At 66.3% G+C, this 21,149-nt stretch carries 11 protein-coding genes; 10 read left to right on the forward strand and 1 reads right to left on the reverse strand.

Features of this window, described 5'->3' with window-relative positions:
* The first annotated feature begins 9 nt into the window (after window positions 1-9).
* The 3 genes from NMD1_RS12585 (at window position 10) to NMD1_RS12595 (ending at window position 10,269) form a co-directional block, all read left to right on the forward strand.
* On the forward strand, window positions 10-8,265 hold the full coding sequence (locus tag NMD1_RS12585) for a hypothetical protein (RefSeq protein WP_125955014.1): 8,256 nt from the start codon (window positions 10-12) through the stop codon (window positions 8,263-8,265).
* Between the two features lie 76 nt (window positions 8,266-8,341).
* Window positions 8,342-9,811 carry a cysteine--tRNA ligase gene (gene cysS, locus NMD1_RS12590; protein ID WP_125955015.1) on the forward strand — a complete coding sequence of 490 codons (1,470 nt, stop codon included), beginning with the start codon at window positions 8,342-8,344 and terminating at the stop codon, window positions 9,809-9,811.
* On the forward strand, window positions 9,811-10,269 hold the full coding sequence (locus NMD1_RS12595) for an RES family NAD+ phosphorylase (protein WP_125955016.1): 459 nt from the start codon (window positions 9,811-9,813) through the stop codon (window positions 10,267-10,269). The genes cysS and NMD1_RS12595 overlap by 1 nt, the downstream gene beginning before the upstream one ends.
* 6 nt (window positions 10,270-10,275) lie before the next feature.
* Here NMD1_RS12595 and NMD1_RS12600 read toward each other — a convergent pair whose 3' ends face one another.
* A complete protein-coding gene (locus NMD1_RS12600; RefSeq protein WP_199558120.1) occupies window positions 10,276-10,986 on the reverse strand; it encodes a TonB-dependent receptor in 711 nt (236 codons plus the stop codon).
* Window positions 10,987-11,043: 57 nt separating this feature from the next.
* Here NMD1_RS12600 and NMD1_RS12605 point away from each other — a divergent pair, with 57 nt between their 5' ends.
* The 7 genes from NMD1_RS12605 to NMD1_RS12635 all read left to right on the forward strand — a co-directional run bounded on the left by NMD1_RS12605 (window position 11,044) and on the right by NMD1_RS12635 (window position 21,056).
* Entirely contained in the window at window positions 11,044-11,982 is a 939-nt protein-coding gene (locus NMD1_RS12605) for a D-2-hydroxyacid dehydrogenase (protein WP_125955017.1), read from the forward strand.
* A gap of 170 nt (window positions 11,983-12,152) precedes the next feature.
* Entirely contained in the window at window positions 12,153-13,817 is a 1,665-nt protein-coding gene (locus tag NMD1_RS12610; protein ID WP_125955018.1) for an acetolactate synthase large subunit, read from the forward strand.
* 111 nt (window positions 13,818-13,928) lie between these two features.
* Window positions 13,929-15,365, forward strand: a complete 1,437-nt coding sequence (locus NMD1_RS12615; RefSeq protein ID WP_125955019.1) for an aldehyde dehydrogenase family protein — start codon at window positions 13,929-13,931, stop codon at window positions 15,363-15,365.
* A gap of 163 nt (window positions 15,366-15,528) precedes the next feature.
* Window positions 15,529-16,569 (forward strand): mannose-1-phosphate guanylyltransferase, encoded by a 1,041-nt coding sequence (locus NMD1_RS12620; RefSeq protein WP_125955020.1) that lies wholly within the window; start codon window positions 15,529-15,531, stop codon window positions 16,567-16,569.
* Between the two features lie 50 nt (window positions 16,570-16,619).
* The gene (locus NMD1_RS12625; RefSeq protein WP_233497587.1) at window positions 16,620-17,423 is read left to right on the forward strand and encodes a class I mannose-6-phosphate isomerase; all 804 of its coding nucleotides are present in this window, start codon (window positions 16,620-16,622) and stop codon (window positions 17,421-17,423) included.
* Window positions 17,424-17,697: 274 nt separating this feature from the next.
* Complete coding sequence (locus NMD1_RS12630; protein ID WP_233497628.1) at window positions 17,698-19,023, forward strand: cytochrome c family protein; 1,326 nt, start codon at window positions 17,698-17,700, stop codon at window positions 19,021-19,023.
* Window positions 19,024-19,040: 17 nt separating this feature from the next.
* On the forward strand, window positions 19,041-21,056 hold the full coding sequence (locus NMD1_RS12635) for a heme-binding protein (RefSeq protein ID WP_125955104.1): 2,016 nt from the start codon (window positions 19,041-19,043) through the stop codon (window positions 21,054-21,056).
* Window positions 21,057-21,149: the final 93 nt, after the last annotated feature.

Raw genomic sequence — 21,149 nt, forward strand, 5'->3', positions numbered from 1 at the left:
GGCAAGGCCATGGTTCAATCGGCACTCCACGCGGGGCGCAACGCTCCGGCTTCCCGCAAGGCCGGCACGCGCCGGGTTCTTCAGAAGCTGCTCGCCGGCGCCTCGACCGGCGCGGCGGCGCTGATCATCAACGCCATTCCGCTGGCCGGGCCGGCCTGGGCTCAAGCCGTCAATGGCGCGCCCACGGTCGTATTCGGGGCCAACGCGCCGGTCCGTGCGGCCGGCAGCGACACGATCACCGTGAACGCGCACGACGCGCTGGTGGACTGGACGGCGACCGACGCGGGCGGGGTGTTCCTGCCCACCGGCAACACGCTGACCTTCAATGCCGATACCAGCGTTTCCGGCGACTATACCGTGCTCAACCGTGTGAGCTCGTCCGCGGCGGGGGCATCGCCGTTGCAGATCAACGGCACGGTCAATTCCGGCGATGCCGGCCGCATCTGGTTCTATAACCCGACCGGCTGGGTGGTCGGCTCCTCCGGCGCGTTCAACGTCGGCAGCCTGCTGCTGACGGCCAGCCCGGTGACGATCAATGCCGGCAATCCCGATGGGCAGAAGTTCGCGGGAGCGAACGGCGCGATCACCCTGGGGCAGGCGCCGAACGCCGGCGCTTCGATCACGGTGCAGAATGGCGCGCAGATCACCACGGTGGCGCCGGGCAGCTATGTGGCGCTGGTTGCGCCGCGCGTGGTGCAGGGCGGCACGGTCAGCGCCAACGGGGCGGTCGCCTATGTCGGGGCCGAAGCCGCGACGCTGACGGTGAACAACGGCCTGTTCAACATCACGGTCGATACCGGCACCACCGATGCCAACGGCGTGGTCCACACCGGCACCACCACCGGTGCGGCCGCCACCTTCAGCGATCCCTACCACGGGATATATCTGGTCACCGTGCCCAAGAACGATGTGACCACCATGCTGGTGTCGGGTTCGCTGGGCTATGCGCCCGCCGTTGCCGCCAACAGCGAAATCGATGGCACGATCACGCTGTCCGCCGGTTACAACGTGTCGGGCGGAAACGTGAACTTCCCCGCGACTCCGGCGGCAGCGGGCGGGCGGATATCCGTCTCCGGGCTCACCACGTCCAACCAGGTCCTCGCGACGGCCAGCGACCGCATTGATGTCGATGCCACCGCCTCGTCCACGAACTTCCAGTCCACCCAGCTTGTCGCCCTGCGCGCGCGCAACGCGGTCGGGCTTTCGGCCGCGGCGGGCCACCAGATCAGCACCGGCGGCATTCTGGAGATCGACGCCACGACCGGCCCGGTTGGCGGCTCGGCGACCATAACCCTCACCGGCGGGGGGCGTCTGGCGGTCGGCAGCGATCTCAACGTGGACGTTTCGGGCAAGGGTGGCATCGAATTCGATCCCCAGAATCCGCAGCAATTCCTGGCGGGCAGCACCGGCAAGGATGCCAGTGGCGGCTCGATCACCACCACGATCACCAATGGCCAGCTTGCCGTGACTGGCCAGGCGCTTCTGGCTGCCAACGCCTATGGTGGCGCGGGAGCGTTGAACTTCGGCCGTTCCGACGCCGGGACCATCAGTTTCACGCAGAGCGGCGTCAATTCCAGCGTGGAGATCGGCCCGGATGGCGATCGGCAGTGGCTGCGGTTGCAAGCGCTGGGCAGGCCTGACAGCCCGTCTAGCTATTACATCTATACGCTTCCGGTCGCGGGCGCGGGGTCGAGCGCGGGCAACGTTTCGCTGAACGTGGCGGATGGCATCTTCGCGGCCGGCGCCACGTTCCTGGAAGCCGGCTCCAGCACCGCGCTGGGAAGCGACAACGTCCTCTACGATGCCCGCACCGGAAGCGTTTCCGCCAGCTTCGCCAACGGCAGTTTCAGCCTGGGCGGACTCAGCCTGTCCAACGATGCCTCGGCTAGCAAATCCGCTGCCGTCGGCGATGTCTCGCTCACGCTGGATGCCGCGCATCTGACATTCGATGATGCTTCGAACTACGGCCTGTCGCTGTACAGCACCGCAGCTGGGACTGCAGGCGCCGTCAACCCGCAGACCGGCCAGCCCATAGGCCCGAACACTCTGCGGCTGTCTCTGACCAACGGTTCCACGCTGGATACGCCGCAGGGTATCTCGCTCGAGACGTATAGCACGTCTCCGTTCGCGGGCGCATCGCGCACCGGTGACATCGTGGTGAACGTCAGCGGCGCGAGCACGATCGATTCGTCTTACTTTTCGGCCAGCGCTCGTGCGAGCGGGACGAGCAGCGCCGCCACGGATGCCGTTTCGGGCAACATCTCCATCACGGCCAGCGGTGGCAGCGCCATTGCTCTCTCTGGCGCGCTCAGCGCATCCACCGAAGCAACCGGCGCGGAGGATCTGGACGGCGCCGGCAACGGCACCGCGGGCGACATCACGTTGCAGATCGAGGATTCGTCGCTTTCGACGGATTCCCTTTCGCTTACGTCCTCCGGCTATGCGGGGTACAACTATGGCGGAGGTGCGCGGTCGGGCCTTGGCACCGGCGGGCATGTGTCCCTCTCGCTCGATGGCTTCAACGCTTCGCTGACGGCGGGATCGGTCACGCTTGACAGCCTTGGCACCGCCGTGCGCAATCTCGGTTTCGCGGCCTTGTCCGGCGGCACGGTTTCGGCATTCGCTGCTCCGCCTTCCTCCGGCCATCCGCACGGGGGCGAAGGCGTTGGCGGGACGACCGAATTCACGATCAACGACGGCACCGCGACGATCGATACACTGACCATCTCGGCCAACGGCTTTGGCGGGCAGGGCGACAGTTATGGCTTGACCACCCCGGTCGATGGCGGGGCGGGTACGGGCGGCACCGCTTCGCTCACCGTCAACGGCGGCACGTCCAGCATTGCCAGCCTCACGATCGAGGCGAGCGGACGCGGCGGGGCGGGTTCGTATCAGGACTCCTATGCCGGGATCGACGCTGGCAACGGCGGCGCCGGCGTGGGCGGCAATGCCAGCCTGACGCTCAACGGCGGCTCGCTCGCCAGCAATGCGGTCGTGCTGCGGGCCGAAGGCAATACCGACTATTTCGATGGCTATTCCACCGAAAGCTATGGCCAGGGCGGAACGGTGGATACCGCGCCCGGCAAGGGCGGCACGGGTGGCTATGGTCAGGGTGGCACGGTATCGCTGCTGGTGAACGGGGGCGAACTGATCGACCTGCCGGACGATCCAGACAACCCAACGAACCTGGAAGTTACCCTTTCCGCAGCCGGCCAGGGCGGACAGGGCGGAAACATCTATCAATACGGCAGCGGTGGATCGTCCGCGAACGCCGGTCTGATCACCGGCGATGGCGGCGCGGCGCAGGGCGGCACGGTCGAACTGACCATCGGGGCGGGGCGGTTCGACGCCACGCGTACCCTGCTCGACAGTTCAGCTCGCGGCGGCCTGCCGGGCGATTTCTCGTCCTATTACTACGGCTCCGGTGGTTCCGGCGGCTATGGTGGCGTGTTCGGTGGCGGCGGACGCGGGGGGGATGCCGTCGGTGGCACGGCCACGCTCACGATCGAATCGGATTTCACGTCGCGCACGCTGGACGGAAACTATCAGACGTTCTCGGTCAATGCTGACGGGTTCGGGCAGTCGGGCCTCAGCGGAACGAGCGGCGGCGGCGGCGGTGATGGCCAGGGCGGATCGGCCACCATCAATGTCACCGGCGGCAACGTCACGTTGTTCTCGCCATACCTTTCCGCCGAGGGCGATGGTGGCGATGGCGGATCGAGCAGCCTTGGGTTCGCCGGCGGCAATGGCGGCATGGGAACCGGAGGCGCGGTCGCCCTGAATGTATCGGGCAATCAGACCGGCGCCATCATCAACAATGTCAACATCAACGCCGACGGGTACGGCGGTCGGGGTGGCCAAGGCGGGGGCCAGATCGACCAGGCGGGCGCGGGCGGCAATGGTGGCGCGGGCAACGGCGGCTCCGCGGTACTGGCGATCAACGGACCATCGTCGCTCACGCTCACCAGTGGCGAGGGCACCTACGGCTTTTCAGCCGACGGCCAAGGGGGCAATGGTGGCCAGGGCGGCAACGCCGGGTTCAGCGGTGGCACCGTGGTCGCCAACGGCGGATTGGGCGGGAATGCCAGTGGCGGCAGCCTGGATATCAGCGTCCGCAATGGTGGCCTGATCGATCTGGGGCGCTCGTATATCGAGGCGAACGCTTATGGCGGTAGCGGGGGCTTCGCTGCGGGCGATATCTTCCCGCAACAAAGCGGTGCGTCGCTGGGCGGCAATGGCGGTCAGGCGACCGGCGGTACGGTATCGTTCACCGTGAGCGATGAAGGTTCGCGGCTTCTGGGAACCAGCTTCACCGCCGAGGCGAGCGCATGGGGCGGCGATGGAGCAGGCTCGCTCGGCACCGATGCGACAACCGGCGCCGGCGCGCGGGGTGGCACAGGCGGCGACGCCACGGGCGGCACCATCAACCTTGTTGCCACGCAGGGCGGGCAGGTTTCCCTGGGCCAGGAGTATACCGCTAAGTTCCTGGCGAGCGCGATTTCCGGTTTCGGCGGCAGCGGTTCCAACGCCAAGGATGGCACGGGTGCGCGGGGCGGCGATGGCGGCGATGGTGGCGTGGCCACCGGCGGCGCTATCTTTGTCACCAGCGAGATCGGCAGCCGGATCGAACTGGGCGTCGATGGATCGATCACGTTCGAGGCGAATGGCTTTGGCAGCGGCGGTGGTTATGGCGGGAATGGTGCCAGCAACAGCGCCATAGGCGGGAACGGAGGAAACGGGGGTAATGGCGGCGTAGATCGCGAAGGTGTCGGTGGCCAGATTTCTGTCAGCCTCTACGGTGGAAACCTGACGCTGGGCGAAACCGCATTCAATGCCATTGGCACCACGCAGTTCAATTCGCAGGGCGGCTTTGGTGGCGCTGGCGGCCCGGCTGGCGGTACACCGTTGAACCCGATTCCAGCGGGCGCGGCAGGCTATACCGGCTATGGATTTGCCTATGCCTCGTCGGGCGGAACCGTGCGGTTGCTCGTCGCCCCCGATGAGAGCGGTGGCGTCAGCAGCTTCGCGGCCGGAAATACGGCTGTGAACGTCACGGGCCAGTTCGTGTACCCGGGAGGCGAAGGGCCGCCGGTCAATGCCGGACAAGGGGGCAGCGGTTCCTTCTATATCGAGAACCGTGGCGGTGAAAACGCGGCAACGCTGGACTTCCAGTCGCTGTTTGTCGATGCCTCCGGTTACTATGGAGCCTATCCGTCCGCTTCCATCGTGACAGATGGCGGAGGCATCAATGTCGCCGGCTCGCTAACGCTTCTGGGAGCCGGTCCGGTCAACCTGCAGGCGCTGTCGGGTGGCGTGATCGATATTGGTGACGTGCTGAACATCAACGCTGGCTATGGCCTGGACATCACGGGCGGGGGTGGCGGCTACATCCACGCCAGCAGTTCCAGCCTGACCAATGTCTACGGCACCACCTCGATCTATTCGATCGATTGCGCTGATCAGTCCTGCGCCGTGCTGCGGTTCGATGGAGACCTTACGCACAACGGTTATGGCTTCTCTCTGTCGGACACGGCCACGGTGCAGGCTGGCGGCAATATCGACATCTATGCCACCGGCTTTATCGATGGCGGCGCGCACACTGGCTATTTCGCTGATGGCGACATCCTTTTGCGTTCCATCGGCACGATCACGCTGCGTAACGCCAGCGGTCTGACGATTACCGCCAACGCGGGCACGCCCTTCGGCTTTTCCAACCCCGCCGACGTGATTCTGGGCGAGGATGACGGCGGTGGCACCATCGCTGCGTCCGATTTTGTCGACATCCGGGCGGGGCGGGACATCCGGATGCCGGCTGGCAACAGCGTGACCGCCGGCTCCACCATTTACATGGGCAGCGGCGCCGATATCCGGATCGCCGAGAACAACAGCCTGCTGGCGAACACCGGCACGTCCGGGCAGAAGCGCCAGGCGGGCGGCGCGCTTCGTGGGCTGGTCAGCGGCACTCCTGGCATCACGCTTTCGGCGGGCACCAATTTCCCGCCGCCAACCAACCCGCCGTCAGTGCCGGCAACGACACTGTTCGTCGGCGCCGGTACGTCGGTTGACGCCGGAGGCGGAGATATCCGGCTCGAAGGGCAAACGATCGATGCGCGGGGCGCGTCCTTCTTCGGCGGCAACTTCTCGGCCGACGTGCTCTCCCCGTACGCGCCCGCAAGCGCTCCCGAACCGGGCGCTTGCGCAACCGGCTCGATCTGCCTGGGCAACGTCAACGTGGCCAATGCCATCGCGATCGGTCTGGGCGAGGGCGGCGCGCCTCTCGGCTTCCTGGGCGAAGGCACGCTGAATGGCAGCACGCTCGACATCCGTACCAGTGGCACACTGGCGTTCGACGGCGGCTCCGCCGACATCGCTGACACGATAGACTTGCAATCGACCGGCGCGGGCATCGTCCTCACCGGCGCGAACCTGACCGCCGGATCGCTGAACCTGTCGGGCGCGACCGATCTATCGGGCAACGGGATCGTGCAGGCCACGGCCGGGGACATCGGGCTGGGCTTTGGCGGAAACATTGCTGCCGGCAGCCTGATCGCGACCGGCACGCTGACCGGCTACCATGCGGCGCCGACGGCCCGTTTCGTGACGCCGGGCGCCTTCACCGTGCTCGATACGCTGTCGATCGGCGGGAATGCGGCGATCACGGCTACCGGCCCGATCGCGATCGGCTCCACTGTGCTGTCCAACGGCGATGTCGATCTGCTGTCCAGCGGCAGCGTGCGGCTTGGCGCCACGACCGGCGTGCGCAACATCACCATCAGCGGTACGGCGCTTGATCTCGGTACGATTTCCGGGACGGGTGCGGTCAATCTGACGGCCACCGGCGGCCTCACCGGCGCGGGCATCAGCGCGGGCACGACGCTGGTGGGCACCGCCCACGACCTTGACGTGACCAGCCTTTCCGCCGGTGGAAACCTGACGCTGACGGTGGTGAATACGGCGAAGATCGGCAGCGCAACATCTGGCGGAAACATCCTGATCGATCCGATCTCGCTGACCTTCGGCACGATGCAGGCGACCGGTTCGATCACCCTGATCGGTGGCGATATCCGTGGCGGCATCATCGACGCGGGCACGGCGGTGGACGTGACGGCGCAAGGGCTGATCGCGGTCAGTCAGCGTGCGGTGGGGCAGACCATCACGTTCCGGTCGGCCGACCTCGATCTGGGAACGCAGGGCGTGCTTGGCACAGCGGCGCGCACCACCGCGATCACGCTGATCAACAATGGCCAGTCGGGCATGTTGCTGGGCGACGGGCTGACCGGCCAGACCGGCTATCGCCTGTCCAACGCGGAGTTCGGCAACATCCATTCGGGCGGCGATCTGACGATCAATGCCGGACCTTCGCTCCAGGTCGGCACGCTTACCGGCACGGCCGGCAGCACCGTTGCGGCCAACGGCGTGTCCACGGATGGCCAGATCGGCGCGACCGGCACCTTGCGGCTGATTACGGCGGGCACGGCCTCGTTCGGCGGCGCCGTGACGATGAACGGCATGGCCGGCAATACGCTGGCGATCGACGCCAGCGGTGGCACGTTCATCGACGCGGTAACGGGCTCGATCCGCCTGCTCGAAGGGCAGGGCCGTGGGGGCACGCTGTCCGTTTCGGGCGCGAGCCTTGTCGCGGTGACGGGCGCGGCGCGCGCAGCCATTGCGGACCTCACCGATCTCGGTGCGATCAGCAAGCGGCTGGACGCCAACGACGGCGTAGCCGCCGGCCGCACCGTGATCGAGGCGGGCGCGCTGGATGTTGGCGTGGGCCAGCGGTTCCTGGTCCAGAACACGGCGGCCGGCACCGCCTATGACGACCGGCGCGGGCTGGTGGTCGATGCGCTGACCATCCGCGCGGGCGGGACGCAGGCGCCCACGCAGATCGCGATCAACGGCATCGTCGGCGGTCAGACCGGCCTTGCCGCCATTCCGCGGATTTCCGTGAATGGCGCCTTTGCGACCGGCTCCACCGTGAACGGGTGCCTGCTGGCCAATCCGGGATCGTGCGACAGCACGCCGAAGCGGGTCGACGATGGCGACGTGCGCAACGTGATCGTCACCTATCTCGATCCGCCTCCGGGCACCAACACGGTGCCCACGGCCGACAGCTTCACGCAGAGCCCGCTGGTGCAGATCAACGAGATCACCCCTCCGGGCTTCGCGCCGCTGATCGACGAACCGGTGACCGGCACGGGCAACGATGACCTGCTGGGCGACGGCCAGTGTCGCGAAGAGGGCGGAAACTGCGCGCGGCCTTGAATGACGGGGCTTGAACGGCGAGGCCTGAACGGAGACGCTTGACCGGATGGCGGGGGGCGGGGCAAGGGCATGGCCCATGCAACCCACCCCGCCATCCGCCCCGCTCACGCTGTTCAACAGCCTGACCCGCAGCCTTGAGCAATTCCAGCCGGTCCATCCCGGCGAGGCACGGGTCTATTCGTGCGGGCCGACGGTCTACAACTACCCGCACATCGGCAACATGCGCGCCTATGTCTTCGCCGACGTGCTGGGGCGGACGCTGAGCTACAAGGGCTACAGGCTCACCCACGTCATCAACATCACCGATGTCGGCCACCTGACCGACGATGCGGACGCGGGCGAGGACAAGATGGAGAAGATGGCGCGCGCCAGCGCCCAATCCATTTGGGACATCGCGAAGCATTACACCGAAGCCTACTGGGCCGACATTCGCGCGCTCAACATCCGCCAGCCGGCGCACTGGTCGATAGCCACGGACTATGTGCCGCAGATGATCGCCTTCGCCGAAGGCATCGCGGACAAGCATTGCTACGAATTGCCGAGCGGCCTGTATTTCGACGTTTCGACCGTGGCGGACTATGGCCGGCTGGCCCGCGCCGCCACGGAAGAGGGCGAAGGCCGCATCGAGCAGGTCGACGGCAAGCGCCACCAGGCCGATTTCGCCATCTGGCGCAAGACGCCGCCGGGTGAAAAGCGGCAGATGGAATGGGATTCGCCGTGGGGACGCGGCGCGCCGGGCTGGCATCTCGAATGCTCGGTGATGTCGGGCAAGCTGCTGGGCTTCCCGTTCGACATCCACACCGGCGGCATCGATCACCGCGAAATCCACCATCCTAACGAGATCGCGCAGAATCAGGCGTTCTGCTGCACCAACGGGCTCGACGTGCCGGCCAATTCCGGCGCGAAGGTGTGGATGCATAACAACTTTCTGGTCGAACGGTCGGGCAAGATGTCCAAGTCGTCGGGCGAGTTCCTGCGGCTGCAACTGCTGATCGACCGGGGCTACCACCCGCTCGCCTACCGGATGCTGTGCCTGCAGGCGCACTATCGCAGCGAGCTGGAGTTCTCGTGGGAAGGGCTGACCGCCGCGCTGACCCGGCTCAAGCGGATGCTGATGGCGGTGGGGCAACTGAAAGAGCGCGCGCCCGGTGGTCCGGCCGCGGCGCCGGGGCCGAAGTTGGCGCCGTTGCTCGAACGCTTCGATGCCGCCGTGTCTGACGATCTCAACACGCCGATCGCGCTGACGGTGCTGGACGAGGTGATCGCGCTGAAGAAGGTCGATCCCGCAGAGAAGCTGGCCGCGATCGCCGCGATGGACGCGGTACTCGGGCTGGACCTGCTTACGCTCGACCGCGCCGCCTTGCGGCTGCGGCCGAAGGGCGCGGAGATTGCCGAAGTCGAAATCGAGACCGTACTGGCCGAACGCAAGGCTGCGCGCGCCGACAAGGACTTCGCGAAGTCCGACGCGCTGCGCGATGAATTGGCGGCGCAGGGCGTGGAGGTGATGGACGGCGATCCGCTGGGCTGGGAGTGGAAGCTCGGCTGATGCGGTTGTGGCGGCTGACCCGTTCCGCGCATGTCGCGCTGGATGGGGCGGGCACGCTGCGCCACGGCGGCCGCTATTCCCCGCCGGGCGTTCCGGTGGTGAACTTCGCGTCCGAAGCGGGCCTCGCCGTGCTGGTCGCCCTACGCTACCTGCCCGATGGACCCGCCAGCGCGGCGGACGACTACGTGCTGGGCTGGACCGAAGCCGATGCGATCCCCGAACGCGTGCCCGACGACGACGAGGACGAGGCGCGCGCTTTCGTCACGGCCTGGCTGGCCGATCGCCGCTCGCTCCTCGCCGCGATCCGTTCGCGCGTGCTGCCCGAAGCGGACGTGGTCATGCTCAACCCGCTGCATCCTGCGGCGCACACGATATCACCTCTGACCACGCGGCCCTTCAGCTTCACGCAGTGCCTTCATGCGCCGCCGATGCGCGAACGCTTTCGCGGTGCGTTGTGACGCCTGTTATCGCTTGGGAACGATGACGAGCTTGTAAGGGATGTAGAGCAGCACTTCCGACAGGCCGGCGCGCGCCCATTCTACTGGCCGGTTAAGCCCTTCGACCTCGACGGCGTAGTCGGGTCCGAAACGAGCGGACAGGGTTCGGGCATCCGCGGCGATCGCATCGGCTATAGCGCCCCGATACTGATCCGGGGCCACAACGGAAAGAGTGAGGTCGCCGCTCGCTTCCATCAGCGCCCGTCCCACAGGCTTCACGGCCTTGATGAATGCGTTGATGCGCGCTTGAGCGCTCGCCGCATCGGTGCCGGCAGCCAGTGGCGATTTCACCAGGAACTTGAGCTGCTGGCTGTCTGGGCGGCTGTCGCGCTCTAGTGAAAGGTCGCGATAGTTCTTCAACGTGACCGCCTGCACTACCCGCTCTCCAAAAGCGAGTTGGACTCCGGCCTTTGACGCCCCCGCGATGGCGTTGGCAAGCATGGCGTAGATTTCGTCCGCGCGCTGGCCGGCATCGCGCGTATCGCCCGTGATGGTGACTTCCTGAATGGCGAAGTCGGCTGTCCGGCGCAGCCCGACGGCAGGCATGTCGGCCGAGTAGTCGTCCGCGTTCCGGCGCATGGCGGAGACGATCACTTCGGCCGCTCCTTCGTCCTGCGCGTGTGCGATCGTCGGAACGACTGCCGCTGCCAGCACGATCAGTCCTGTAACCAGTTTCATTGACGAACTCTCCGCGTTACGCTGTCATCAGACAACACCGGGGAGAGAACCGCGTCAATGACCGTGCTCGTGATGAACGCCCTCGCGGCGCCGCTTGTGGAAGGGCATTTGCCCGCCGGGATCGAGCCGCGCTATTTCCGCCACACGGACGAACTGATGGATCTGGCGCCCGAGGCGGAGATCGGCTGGTTCGATCTGCACGACAAGGGCGACATGGCCGAGGCTATCCGCCGCGCGGGCAAGCTGCGCTGGCTCAATTCGATCTATGCCGGCGTCGATGGTTTCCCGCTGGATGTCATGGCGCAGCGCGGGGTGACGTTCACCAACGGCGCCGGGATCAACGCGATCACCATCGCCGAATACGTGATCCTGGGGATGCTCTCGATCGCCAAGGGCTATCGCGAGGTGGTGCGCGCGCAGGACCGGCACGAATGGCTGATGGATTCGCCGGGCAAGATGGAGCTGGCCGGCAGCCGGGCGCTGCTGCTGGGCTATGGCGCGATCGGCCAGAAGGTGGCGCACCTGCTGAGCGCGTTCGACGTGGACGTGACGGTGGTGCGGCGCACGCCGGGGGAAGGCGTGCTGACGCCGGATGCCTGGCGCGCGCGGCTGGGGGCATTCGACTGGGTGATCCTGGCCGTTCCCGCCACGGGGGAAACGGATGGCATGATCGGGGCGGCCGAACTGGCGGCGATGAAGCCGAGCGCGACGCTGGTCAACGTGGCGCGCGGGTCGGTGGTCGATCAGCCCGCGCTGGTGGCCGCACTGGCCGAAAAGCGCATCGGCGCGGCCTTTCTCGACGTGACCACGCCCGAGCCGCTGCCGCAGGACCATCCGCTGTGGTCGCTGCCCAACGCGCATGTCACCATGCACCTTTCGGGCCGCGCGCAGGACCGGATGTTCCAACGTTCCGTGCAGCGCTTCCTGGGTAACATGCCGCGCTTCCTGGCGGGCGAACCGCTGACGCACGTGGTCGATCTGGCGCGGGGATATTAAGGCGGCGTCTCCGCGCATTGCCGGGTGACTTCGCGCCTGCCGTTTGTTAGGCCTGACGCCAAGGGACAGGCGCGGAAGCCAGAACGACAACGCTAGCCTGTCCGGGGTCGTATCCGAGTTGGGGAAAGGTCCGCGTCTGGCTGCGCGCGCCTGCTGGGAGCGACCGTTGCATGGCCGAAGGAACTGGCAAGAAAGCGTCCGATCTTTTCGTCGAATGCCTTGAGGAAGAAGGCTGCGAGTACATTTTCGGCGTGCCGGGCGAGGAGAACCTCGATCTGCTCGATTCGCTCTCCCGCTCTGACAGGATCAAGCTGATCCTGACCCGGCACGAACAGGGCGCGGGGTTCATGGCGGCCACCTATGGCCGTCATACCGGCAAGACTGGCGTGTGCATCGCCACGCTGGGGCCGGGCGCTACCAATTTCGTGACCGCCGCCGCCTATGCCACGCTGGGCGGCATGCCCATCCTGATGATTACCGGCCAGAAGCCGATCAAGAAATCCAAGCAGGGCCGCTTCCAGATCCTCGACGTGGTGTCGATGATGCAGCCGATCACCAAGTTCACGCACCAGATGGCGTCGTCTGACAACATCCCCAGCCGCATTCGCGAGGCCTACCGGCTGGCCGAGGAGGAAAAGCCCGGCGCCACGCACATCGAATTGCCCGAGGACATTGCCGACGAACACACCGATTCACGGCCGCTGAAGCGCAGCCTGGTTCGCCGGCCCAACGCGGATGCCAAGTCGGTGCGGCAGGCGGTGCAGGCGCTGGAGGCGGCGAAATCGCCCGTGCTGGTGATCGGTGCCGGCGCCAACCGCACGATGACCAGCCGGATGTTGCTGCAATTCATCGAAAAGACGGGCATCCCGTTCCTGACCACCCAGCTCGGCAAGGGTGTGATCGATGAACGCCACCCCCGGTTCCTGGGATGCGCGGCGCTTTCCGCCGGGGACTTCGTCCACCGCGCGATCGAGGCGTCGGACTGCATCGTCAATCTGGGGCACGACGTGATCGAGAAGCCGCCGTTCTTCATGAAGAACGAAGGCGGGCCGACCGTGATCCACGTCTCCACCAAGACGGCCGAAGTCGATCCTGTCTACTTCCCGCATATCGAAGTGATCGGCGATATCGCCAACGCGGTCTGGCAGATGAAGGAGGACATCGTGCCTTCCGGCAGCTGGACGTTCGATCACATGCTGGCCTTCCGCAAGGCGGAGGTCGCGCATACCGACAAGCTCGCGGGGGACGCGCGGTTCCCGATCTTCCCGCCGCATCTGGTGCAGCAGGTGCGCGCCACGATGCCGGATGACGGGATCATCTGCCTCGACAACGGCGTGTACAAGATCTGGTTCGCCCGCGGCTATACCGCGTGCCGGCCGAACACGGTGCTGCTTGATAACGCGCTGGCGACGATGGGCGCGGGATTGCCTTCGGCGATGATGAGCGCGATGCTCTATCCCGATCGCAAGGTCATGGCGATCTGCGGCGATGGCGGGTTCATGATGAACAGCCAGGAGATGGAAACGGCCGTTCGCCTGGGCCTCAACCTCACCGTGCTGATCCTCAACGACAGCGCCTATGGCATGATCCGCTGGAAGCAGGCGAACATGGGCTTCAAGGACTTCGGGCTGACTTACAACAACCCGGATTTCGTGAAATATGCCGAAAGCTACGGCGCCAGCGGGCATCGCGTGCAAAGCGCAGCGCACCTTGTCGAACTGCTGGCGCATTGCCGGGATACGCCGGGCGTCCACCTGATCGACTGCCCGGTCGACTATTCGGAAAACGACCAGATCCTGAACAAGGACATCAAGGAACTGTCGAAGGCGCTTTAGGCGCAACCTGTTCCCCTCCCGCTCGCGGGAGGGGCTAGGGGTGGGCTACTCCCGCTCCGTCGAAGGCCCACCCCCGGCCCCTCCCGCCAGCGGGAGGGGGGAGTTCGAGATATGGTGCAGTTGAAGGACGTTTATCCGCTCTACCTCAACAACAAGGCGGTGCAGCCCAACGCCGACTTGGAGGTGACCGACAAGTTCACCGGCGAGGTCGCGTTCCGCACCGCGCTGGCCACGCCGGACGTGATCGACGAAGCCATCGCCGGCGCGGTGCGCGCGGCCGAGCCGCTGACGAAACTGGCGAGCTTCGAGCGGCGCGATGTGCTGGACCACTGTGTCGGCCGCTTTCGCGAACGGTTCGATGAGCTTTCCTATGCGCTGTGCATCGAAGCGGGCAAGCCGATCGCCGATGCCGAAGGCGAAGTCGGCCGCCTGATCGACACCTTCCGCATCGCGGCGGAAGAGGCGACGCGCAACTATGGCGAGATCCAGCCGCTCGATATCTCGCCGCGCAGCAAGGGCTACATGGGCATGTGGAAGCGCGTGCCGATCGGGCCGTGCAGCTTCATCAGTCCGTTCAATTTCCCGCTGAACCTGGCCGCGCACAAGATCGCGCCGGCGATCGCGGTCGGCTGCCCGTTCGTGATGAAGCCCGCGTCGATGACGCCGCTGGGCGCGATCATCATCGGCGAAGTGCTGGCCGAATGCGACGTGCTGCCCGAAGGCGCGTTCTCGATCCTGCCGGCCAGCCGCGCCGGATCGGACCTGTTCACCACGGACGAGCGGCTGAAGCTGCTGTCGTTCACCGGCTCACCCGGCGTGGGCTGGGACCTGAAGGCGCGCGCGGGCAAGAAGAAGGTCGTGCTCGAACTTGGCGGCAATGCGGCCGTGGTGGTCGACAAGGACGCCGATCTCGACCACGCGCTCGCGCGGATCATCTTCGGCGGCTACTACCAGTCTGGGCAAAGCTGCATCCATGTGCAGCGCGTCATCATCCATGCCGATATCTACGACACGTTCCGCGACATGCTGGCGGCCAAGGTGAAAACGCTCGTGGCCGGTGATCCAAAGCTGCGCGAGACGTTTATCGGCCCGATGATTTCGGCGAAGGAGGCGCAACGGCTCAAGGGCTGGATCGACAACGCCGTGGCCGGCGGCGCCAGGTTGCTGGCGGGCGGCGGGTGCGAAGGCAACATGCTGGAAGCGACCCTGCTGGAAGACGCCCCGCGCGACAGCGACGTCTATCGTGAGGAAGCGTTCGGTCCGGTGGTGATCCTGTCGAAGTTTACCGACTGGGATGCGGCGCTCGATGAAGTCAACGACAGCAAGTTCGGGCTTCAGGCAGGCCTGTTCACCAGCGATCTGCACAAGGTGCTGGAAGCGTGGGACAGGCTTGAAGTGGGCGGTATCGTCGTCAATGACGTATCGAGCTACCGCGTCGACAACATGCCTTATGGCGGTGTGCGGGATTCAGGGCTGGGCCGCGAAGGCATCCGTTTCGCGATGGAAGACATGACCGAAATTCGTAACATGGTTATTCGGCGGGTGTAGTTCGTCTTTATTTCGGCACTGTTGCCCGCGTTCGCGCGGCGTTTCCTAACATGGGACATGCTTGTCGGCTACATTGGTTCTTTTAGCCTTGTAACCTTGCCGGGAAAAAGTTTGTCATGGCGTTGGGGTTATGGCAGAGCGGCGGCAGGTAAGACGGGGTATCATGAAGACCATAATTCCTGTTGTTTTGTGTGGCGGCAGCGGCACGCGGCTGTGGCCCCGTTCGCGCAAGGCGATGCCCAAGCCGTTCCTTCCCCTTGTTGGCGACACCACGCTGTTTCAGGCGACGTTGCTGCGCTGTCCACCGGATGCGGGCTTTGGCGATCCGGTGGTCGTCACCGGCACCGCGCACCTCGGGCACGTGGAATCGCAGCTGCCCGATCCGGATCGGACGGCCATCATCGTCGAGCCCGAAGGCAAGAACACGGCCGCCGCCATTGCTCTGGCGGCGCTGCGTCTGCCGGACGACGCGATCATGCTGGTCTGCCCCAGCGATCATCACATCGGCGATCTCGCGGCGTTTCAGGCGGCGGCACGGGCTGCGGCCGCGCTCGCGGCGGATGACTGGCTGGTTTCGTTCGGGATCGCGCCGACCGCGCCGGAAACCGGCTTCGGTTATCTCAAGCATGGCGAAACGATCGGCGATACCGGCGGCTCCAGGGTCGAACGCTTCGTCGAAAAGCCCGATCTTGACCGTGCCCGCCAGTTTCTGGCCGATGGCGGCTATTCGTGGAATGGCGGCATCTTCGCCTTCCGCGCCGGGGCGTTCCTAGCCGAGCTGGCAGCGCATCGCCCTGCGCTTGCCGCCGCCGTGCGCGAAGCGGTGGAGAAGGGCGTGGAGGAAGGGCATCGCTTCCATCCCGATGCGGCCGCCTTCGCCGCGATCGAAGGCGAATCGGTAGACTACGCGGTGATGGAGAACACCGTTCGTGCGGCCATGGTGCCGGCGGTGATGACCTGGTCCGATATCGGCAACTGGCAGGCGCTGCACGAGGCGCTGGAGCGCGATGGTGCGGGCAACGCGATCAAGGGGCGGGTGGAACTGAAGGATTGCGCCAACGTTCTGGTGCAGACCGATGGCCCGCGCGTGTCCGTGGTCGGCGCCACAAACCTGATCGTGGTGGTCGACAAGGACGAAGTGCTGGTCTGCACGCCGGAAGGCGCGCAACTCGTCGGTAAGCTGTCGGGCGCGGCAAACCAGTAGCGCTCGCGGGATGGCCCGCAGGGGTTGCGGCACGCGTTGAGGTCCGGTTGATGAAGCTCACCACCCGATCCGTTGAGAAGCCTTGGGGGCGTGATACCCTGCCGGCCCCATTCCCACCGCCGCATGGCGGCGCGCGCATTGGCGAAATCTGGTTCGTGCCGCCGCTCGAACTGCCCTCGCTGCTGGTCAAGTACATCTTCACGTCCGAAAAGCTCTCGGTGCAAGTCCACCCTTCCGATGCGCAAGCGGCCGCCATGGGCGAATCCGATGGCGGCAAGGAGGAGTGCTGGCTGGTGATCGATGCCGAGCCGGGCGCAACGCTGGGAGTCGGTTTCCGCGAAACGGTCGATCGGGAAACGCTGCGCGCCGCTGCGCTGGACGGGTCTATCGAGGATATGCTGGTGTGGCATCCCGTGCAGGCGGGCGATTTCTTCTACATTCCGGCAGGTACCGTCCACGCTATTGGCGCGGGGGTCAGCCTGATCGAAATCCAGCAGAACAGCGACATCACCTATCGTCTCTATGACTACGGCCGCCCGCGCGAGTTGCATCTGGACCGGGGGATGGCTGTGGCGCGGGGCGTGCCGCTCGATCCTGCGCTGCGGCGCGTGATTCCGCCGGAAGGCACCGTGGAGCTGGCCAGCGGGCCTTACTTCACCGCGCATCGCGTCGATGGCGTCCCGGATGCCGCGCTGGCCGATGCCTATGCCGGGCCGTGCCTGCTCGTGCCGCGTCGTGGCGAGGCGGTGGTTGAAGGGGAAGCCGTGCGGCCCGGCGAATGCGCCAGCGCGCCCGGTATCGGCGCGGTGGGCTTCGATCCGGCGGGACAGACGATCGTCATTCGTCCCGCCTGAGCCGGCGCGCGCCACAAAAAACGCCTTCTATCCCAGCGCCAAAGCGAAATCAGGGCTTGAACCCGAAGGGGTGTCTCGCCTAGTCTGCAGTCGCGGGGTCGCATTGCAGCACTACCGGTTCGCGTGGAGTGAAGAGGCAAAAGCTTCCACTCCTTTCCGCTACCGGCAGGAACGAGGGGCAATGCTGGGCAATTCGATCCATCCGAAGCGGCTTTCGACCGCTTTCCGGTCCGTCCCGCGATTGGGTTATCTGGCTGCGATTCTGTGCGTCTTGATGGCGTGCGCTGCGCTGTCGGCTGCCCTGTTCGTTCCCGCCGCGCCTCTGCAGGCCCAGAACGCGGGTGGCTCGCTCCGCGCGCATCAGGGCGTGGCAAGCTGTGCCGGCTCAACCTGCCACGGCCGCAGCGTCGCCGATGGCACCCCGGTGCGGCAGGACGAATTGCTGCGCTGGCAGGAAGAATCCTCGCCCACCGGCGCGCACAGCCGCGCCTATCGCGCCATCGTGGAGCCGCGGGGGCAGGCGATCGTCCGCCGCATGGGGCTGGATGCCGCCGGTGTGCAGCGCGAATGCCTGGGCTGTCATGCGACGCCCGGTGCCGTGCGCGTGGCCGATGGCGTGGATTGCGAAGCCTGCCATGGCAATGCCGGCGGCTGGCTCTCCACCCACTATACTGTCGGCGCCAGCCACGGGCGCAACGTTGCGCAGGGGATGACCGACCTGACCAGCCCGCGCGTGCGCGCGCAGGTCTGTCTCGATTGCCACTTGTCCGGGGACGGCAAGGGCCAGTTCATCGCCCACCGCATCATGGCGGCGGGCCACCCGCGCATCTCGTTCGAACTGGACCTGTTCTCGACGCTCCAGGCCCACCACAACGAGGATTCGGACTATGCCCAGCGCAAGGGGGGCAAGACCAACGGGATGCGGATGTGGGCCGTGGGGCAGGCGGAAGCGGTCAAGCGCTCGCTCGAACTGTTCAGCCAGCCGGGCAAGGCCAGTGACGGCCTCTTCCCCGAATTCACGTTCTTCGATTGCCATTCTTGCCACCGCCGCATCTATGACAGCGACGAGGCGACGGTGACGGCGATGCCCAATCCTGGCCGCCCGATTCACGCGGGGATGCCGCCTTACAACGACGAGAACATGATCATGCTGCTGGCGGCGGCGCGGGTGATCGCGCCCGATCTGGCCACCACGTTCGATGCGCGCAGCAAGGCGTTCCACCGCGCGATGGGCGAAGGCCGGCCGCAGACGGTGCAGGCGGCGCAGGCCTTGCGGCAGGCGGCGGACACGCTTTCGACCCGTTTCGCCGGCGCCTCATTCACCCGCGAACAGACCTTCGCGGTGATGGACGCCATCGCCAGCGACGCGGTGTCGGAACGCTTCACCGATTACGAAGGCGCGGTGCAGTCGGTCATGGCGATCGACACGCTGCTCAACGGCCTGGTCAATCAGGGCGCGGTTTCGGGCGGGTCCGCCAACGGCCTGCGCGTGCAGATCAACCAGGCCTATGCGGCGGTGCGGGATCCCAACGGCTTCCAGCCGATCGCTTTCCGCCGCGCGTTGGGCGGGGCCATTCGCAGCATCCGGAGCCTGCGCTGATGCCGGAGTCTGCACGGATGAAGGTAAAGCTGGCCCTGCGTCAGGCGGCTGCTTCCGGTGTGATCGCCAACCGGGCGGTAGCGATTCTGGCATCGTTTTCGCTCGCGCTGGCCGGTTGCGGGGGAGGCGGCGGTTCTTCGCCCGCGCCTTCGCCCACGCCGACACCCACCACCAGCGCGCGCGTCTATGCCACGCCCGCGCAGGAAGCGCTGACGCCGGACGACGTGAAGAAGATCATCGCGCAAGCGGTGGGAGAGGCGCGCGCGCTCAACTATCCGGCGATCGTCGCGGTGGTCGACCGGGTCGGCAACGTGCTCGCGGTGTTCCGGATGAACGGCGCGCTGACGCGGATGGACACCAGCCGCCGCACCGCCACCGGGGAAATCAGCCCGCGTGAAGTCGATGCGCAGGGGCTGACCGTGGAAGCGACGATGGGCGCGATCGCCAAGGCGATTACGGGCGCCTATCTGTCGAGCAGTGGCAATGCCTTTTCCACGCGCACGGCCAGCATGATCGTGCAGGAGCATTTCCCGCCCGCGCCGAACACGCCGGGGCTGGAAAGCGGGCCGCTGTTCGGGGTGCAGTTCAGCCAGTTGCCCTGTTCCGATCTCAATACGCGCTACATCACCAGCAACCTGGGCGCGGCAGCGTTCATCGGGCCGAAGCGGTCGCCGCTGGGCCTCGCTGCCGATCCGGGCGGGTTCCCGCTCTACAAGAACGGCGTGGTGGTTGGCGGGATCGGCGTCATGGCCGATGGCGATTACGGCTATGACCCGAATGTTGCCGATGTGGACGGCGATCCCGAGGAATACATGGCACTGGCCGGCATCCAGGGCTTTGCCCCGCCGGACAGCATCGTCGCCAACATGATTCCGGTCGATGGCTCGACCTTGCGCTTTTCGGACGCGCGGGTGGAAGGGCTGCACGCGCTCCAGACCGATTTCAACGCGATCAACAACACCGTGGGCACGCTGGTTCCGGTGAACGGATACTATCCCGGCGGCGTGGTGCTGGCGGGAACGGCCTATGGCACCGAAGCCAGCGGCTACCGCTATGCCACGTCGGGCGAGTTCGCGAACGCCGATGCCTTCGTGCTGACGGACGGATCGGGCAACGATCGCTACCCCATTCGCGGCGGCACCGATGGCGCGGACGTTACCCAGCCGCTTACCGCCGCCGAAGTGCGCGCGGTGCTGGAGGAAGCGTTCAAGGTGATGAGCCGCGCCCGCGCGCAGATTCGCCGCCCGCTGGACAGCCGCGCGCAGGTGACGATCTCCATGGTCGATACCTATGGGGCGCCGCTCGGCGTGGTGCGCGGGCCAGACGCGCCGATCTTCGGCACCGATGTCTCGCTCCAGAAGGCTCGCACCGCCGCGTTTTTCTCCGGGCCGAATGCCGCCGCGCAGTTGACCGGCGATCTTGACGCCGAAATTCCGGCATTCGTCCAGCGCGTGCGCGATTTTCTGGGCGATCAGACCGCGCTGACCGGCAAGGTCGCCTTTGCCGACCGTTCGGGCGGCAACCTTTCGCGCCCGTTCTTCCCCGATGGCGAAGTGGGGCGGCCCAATGGCCCGCTCTCGCGCCCGATCACCGATTTCAGCCCGTTCGCTACCGGCCTGCAGATCGCGCTGGTCAAGGCGAACCTGATCCAGCACGCGGTCTTCGTCGAAGGCTCGCTGAAGGCGCAGGATGTGGTGCAGCAATGTACGGCCGTTCCCGACGCACCCAACGGCAAGAAGCGGCTGGCCAACGGCATCCAGATCTTTCCCGGCTCGGTCCCGATCTATCGCGGTCGCCAGCTGGTCGGCGCAATCGGTATTTCCGGTGACGGCATCGATCAGGACGACATGATCGCGTTTCTGGGCGCCAACAACGGCGGGCTGCGTGTGGGCACGATCGGCAACGCGCCCAAGGACATGCGGGCCGATACGATCGTGGTCAACGTGGGGCAGGGCGTGCGGCTGCGTTACGTGAATTGCCCGTTCGCGCCGTTCCTCGACAGCAACGAACAGAACGTCTGCGAGGGCCTGTGATCGAAACCGCCGCCCTGTTCCTGCCTGTGCTTACCGCCACCACACCGCTGCCGGCGGCGGCTGTCGCGCCCGGCGCCCTGGTCCCGGCCGTGG

It is taken from the genome of Novosphingobium sp. MD-1 (assembly GCF_001014975.1).
GTDB lineage: Bacteria > Pseudomonadota > Alphaproteobacteria > Sphingomonadales > Sphingomonadaceae > Novosphingobium.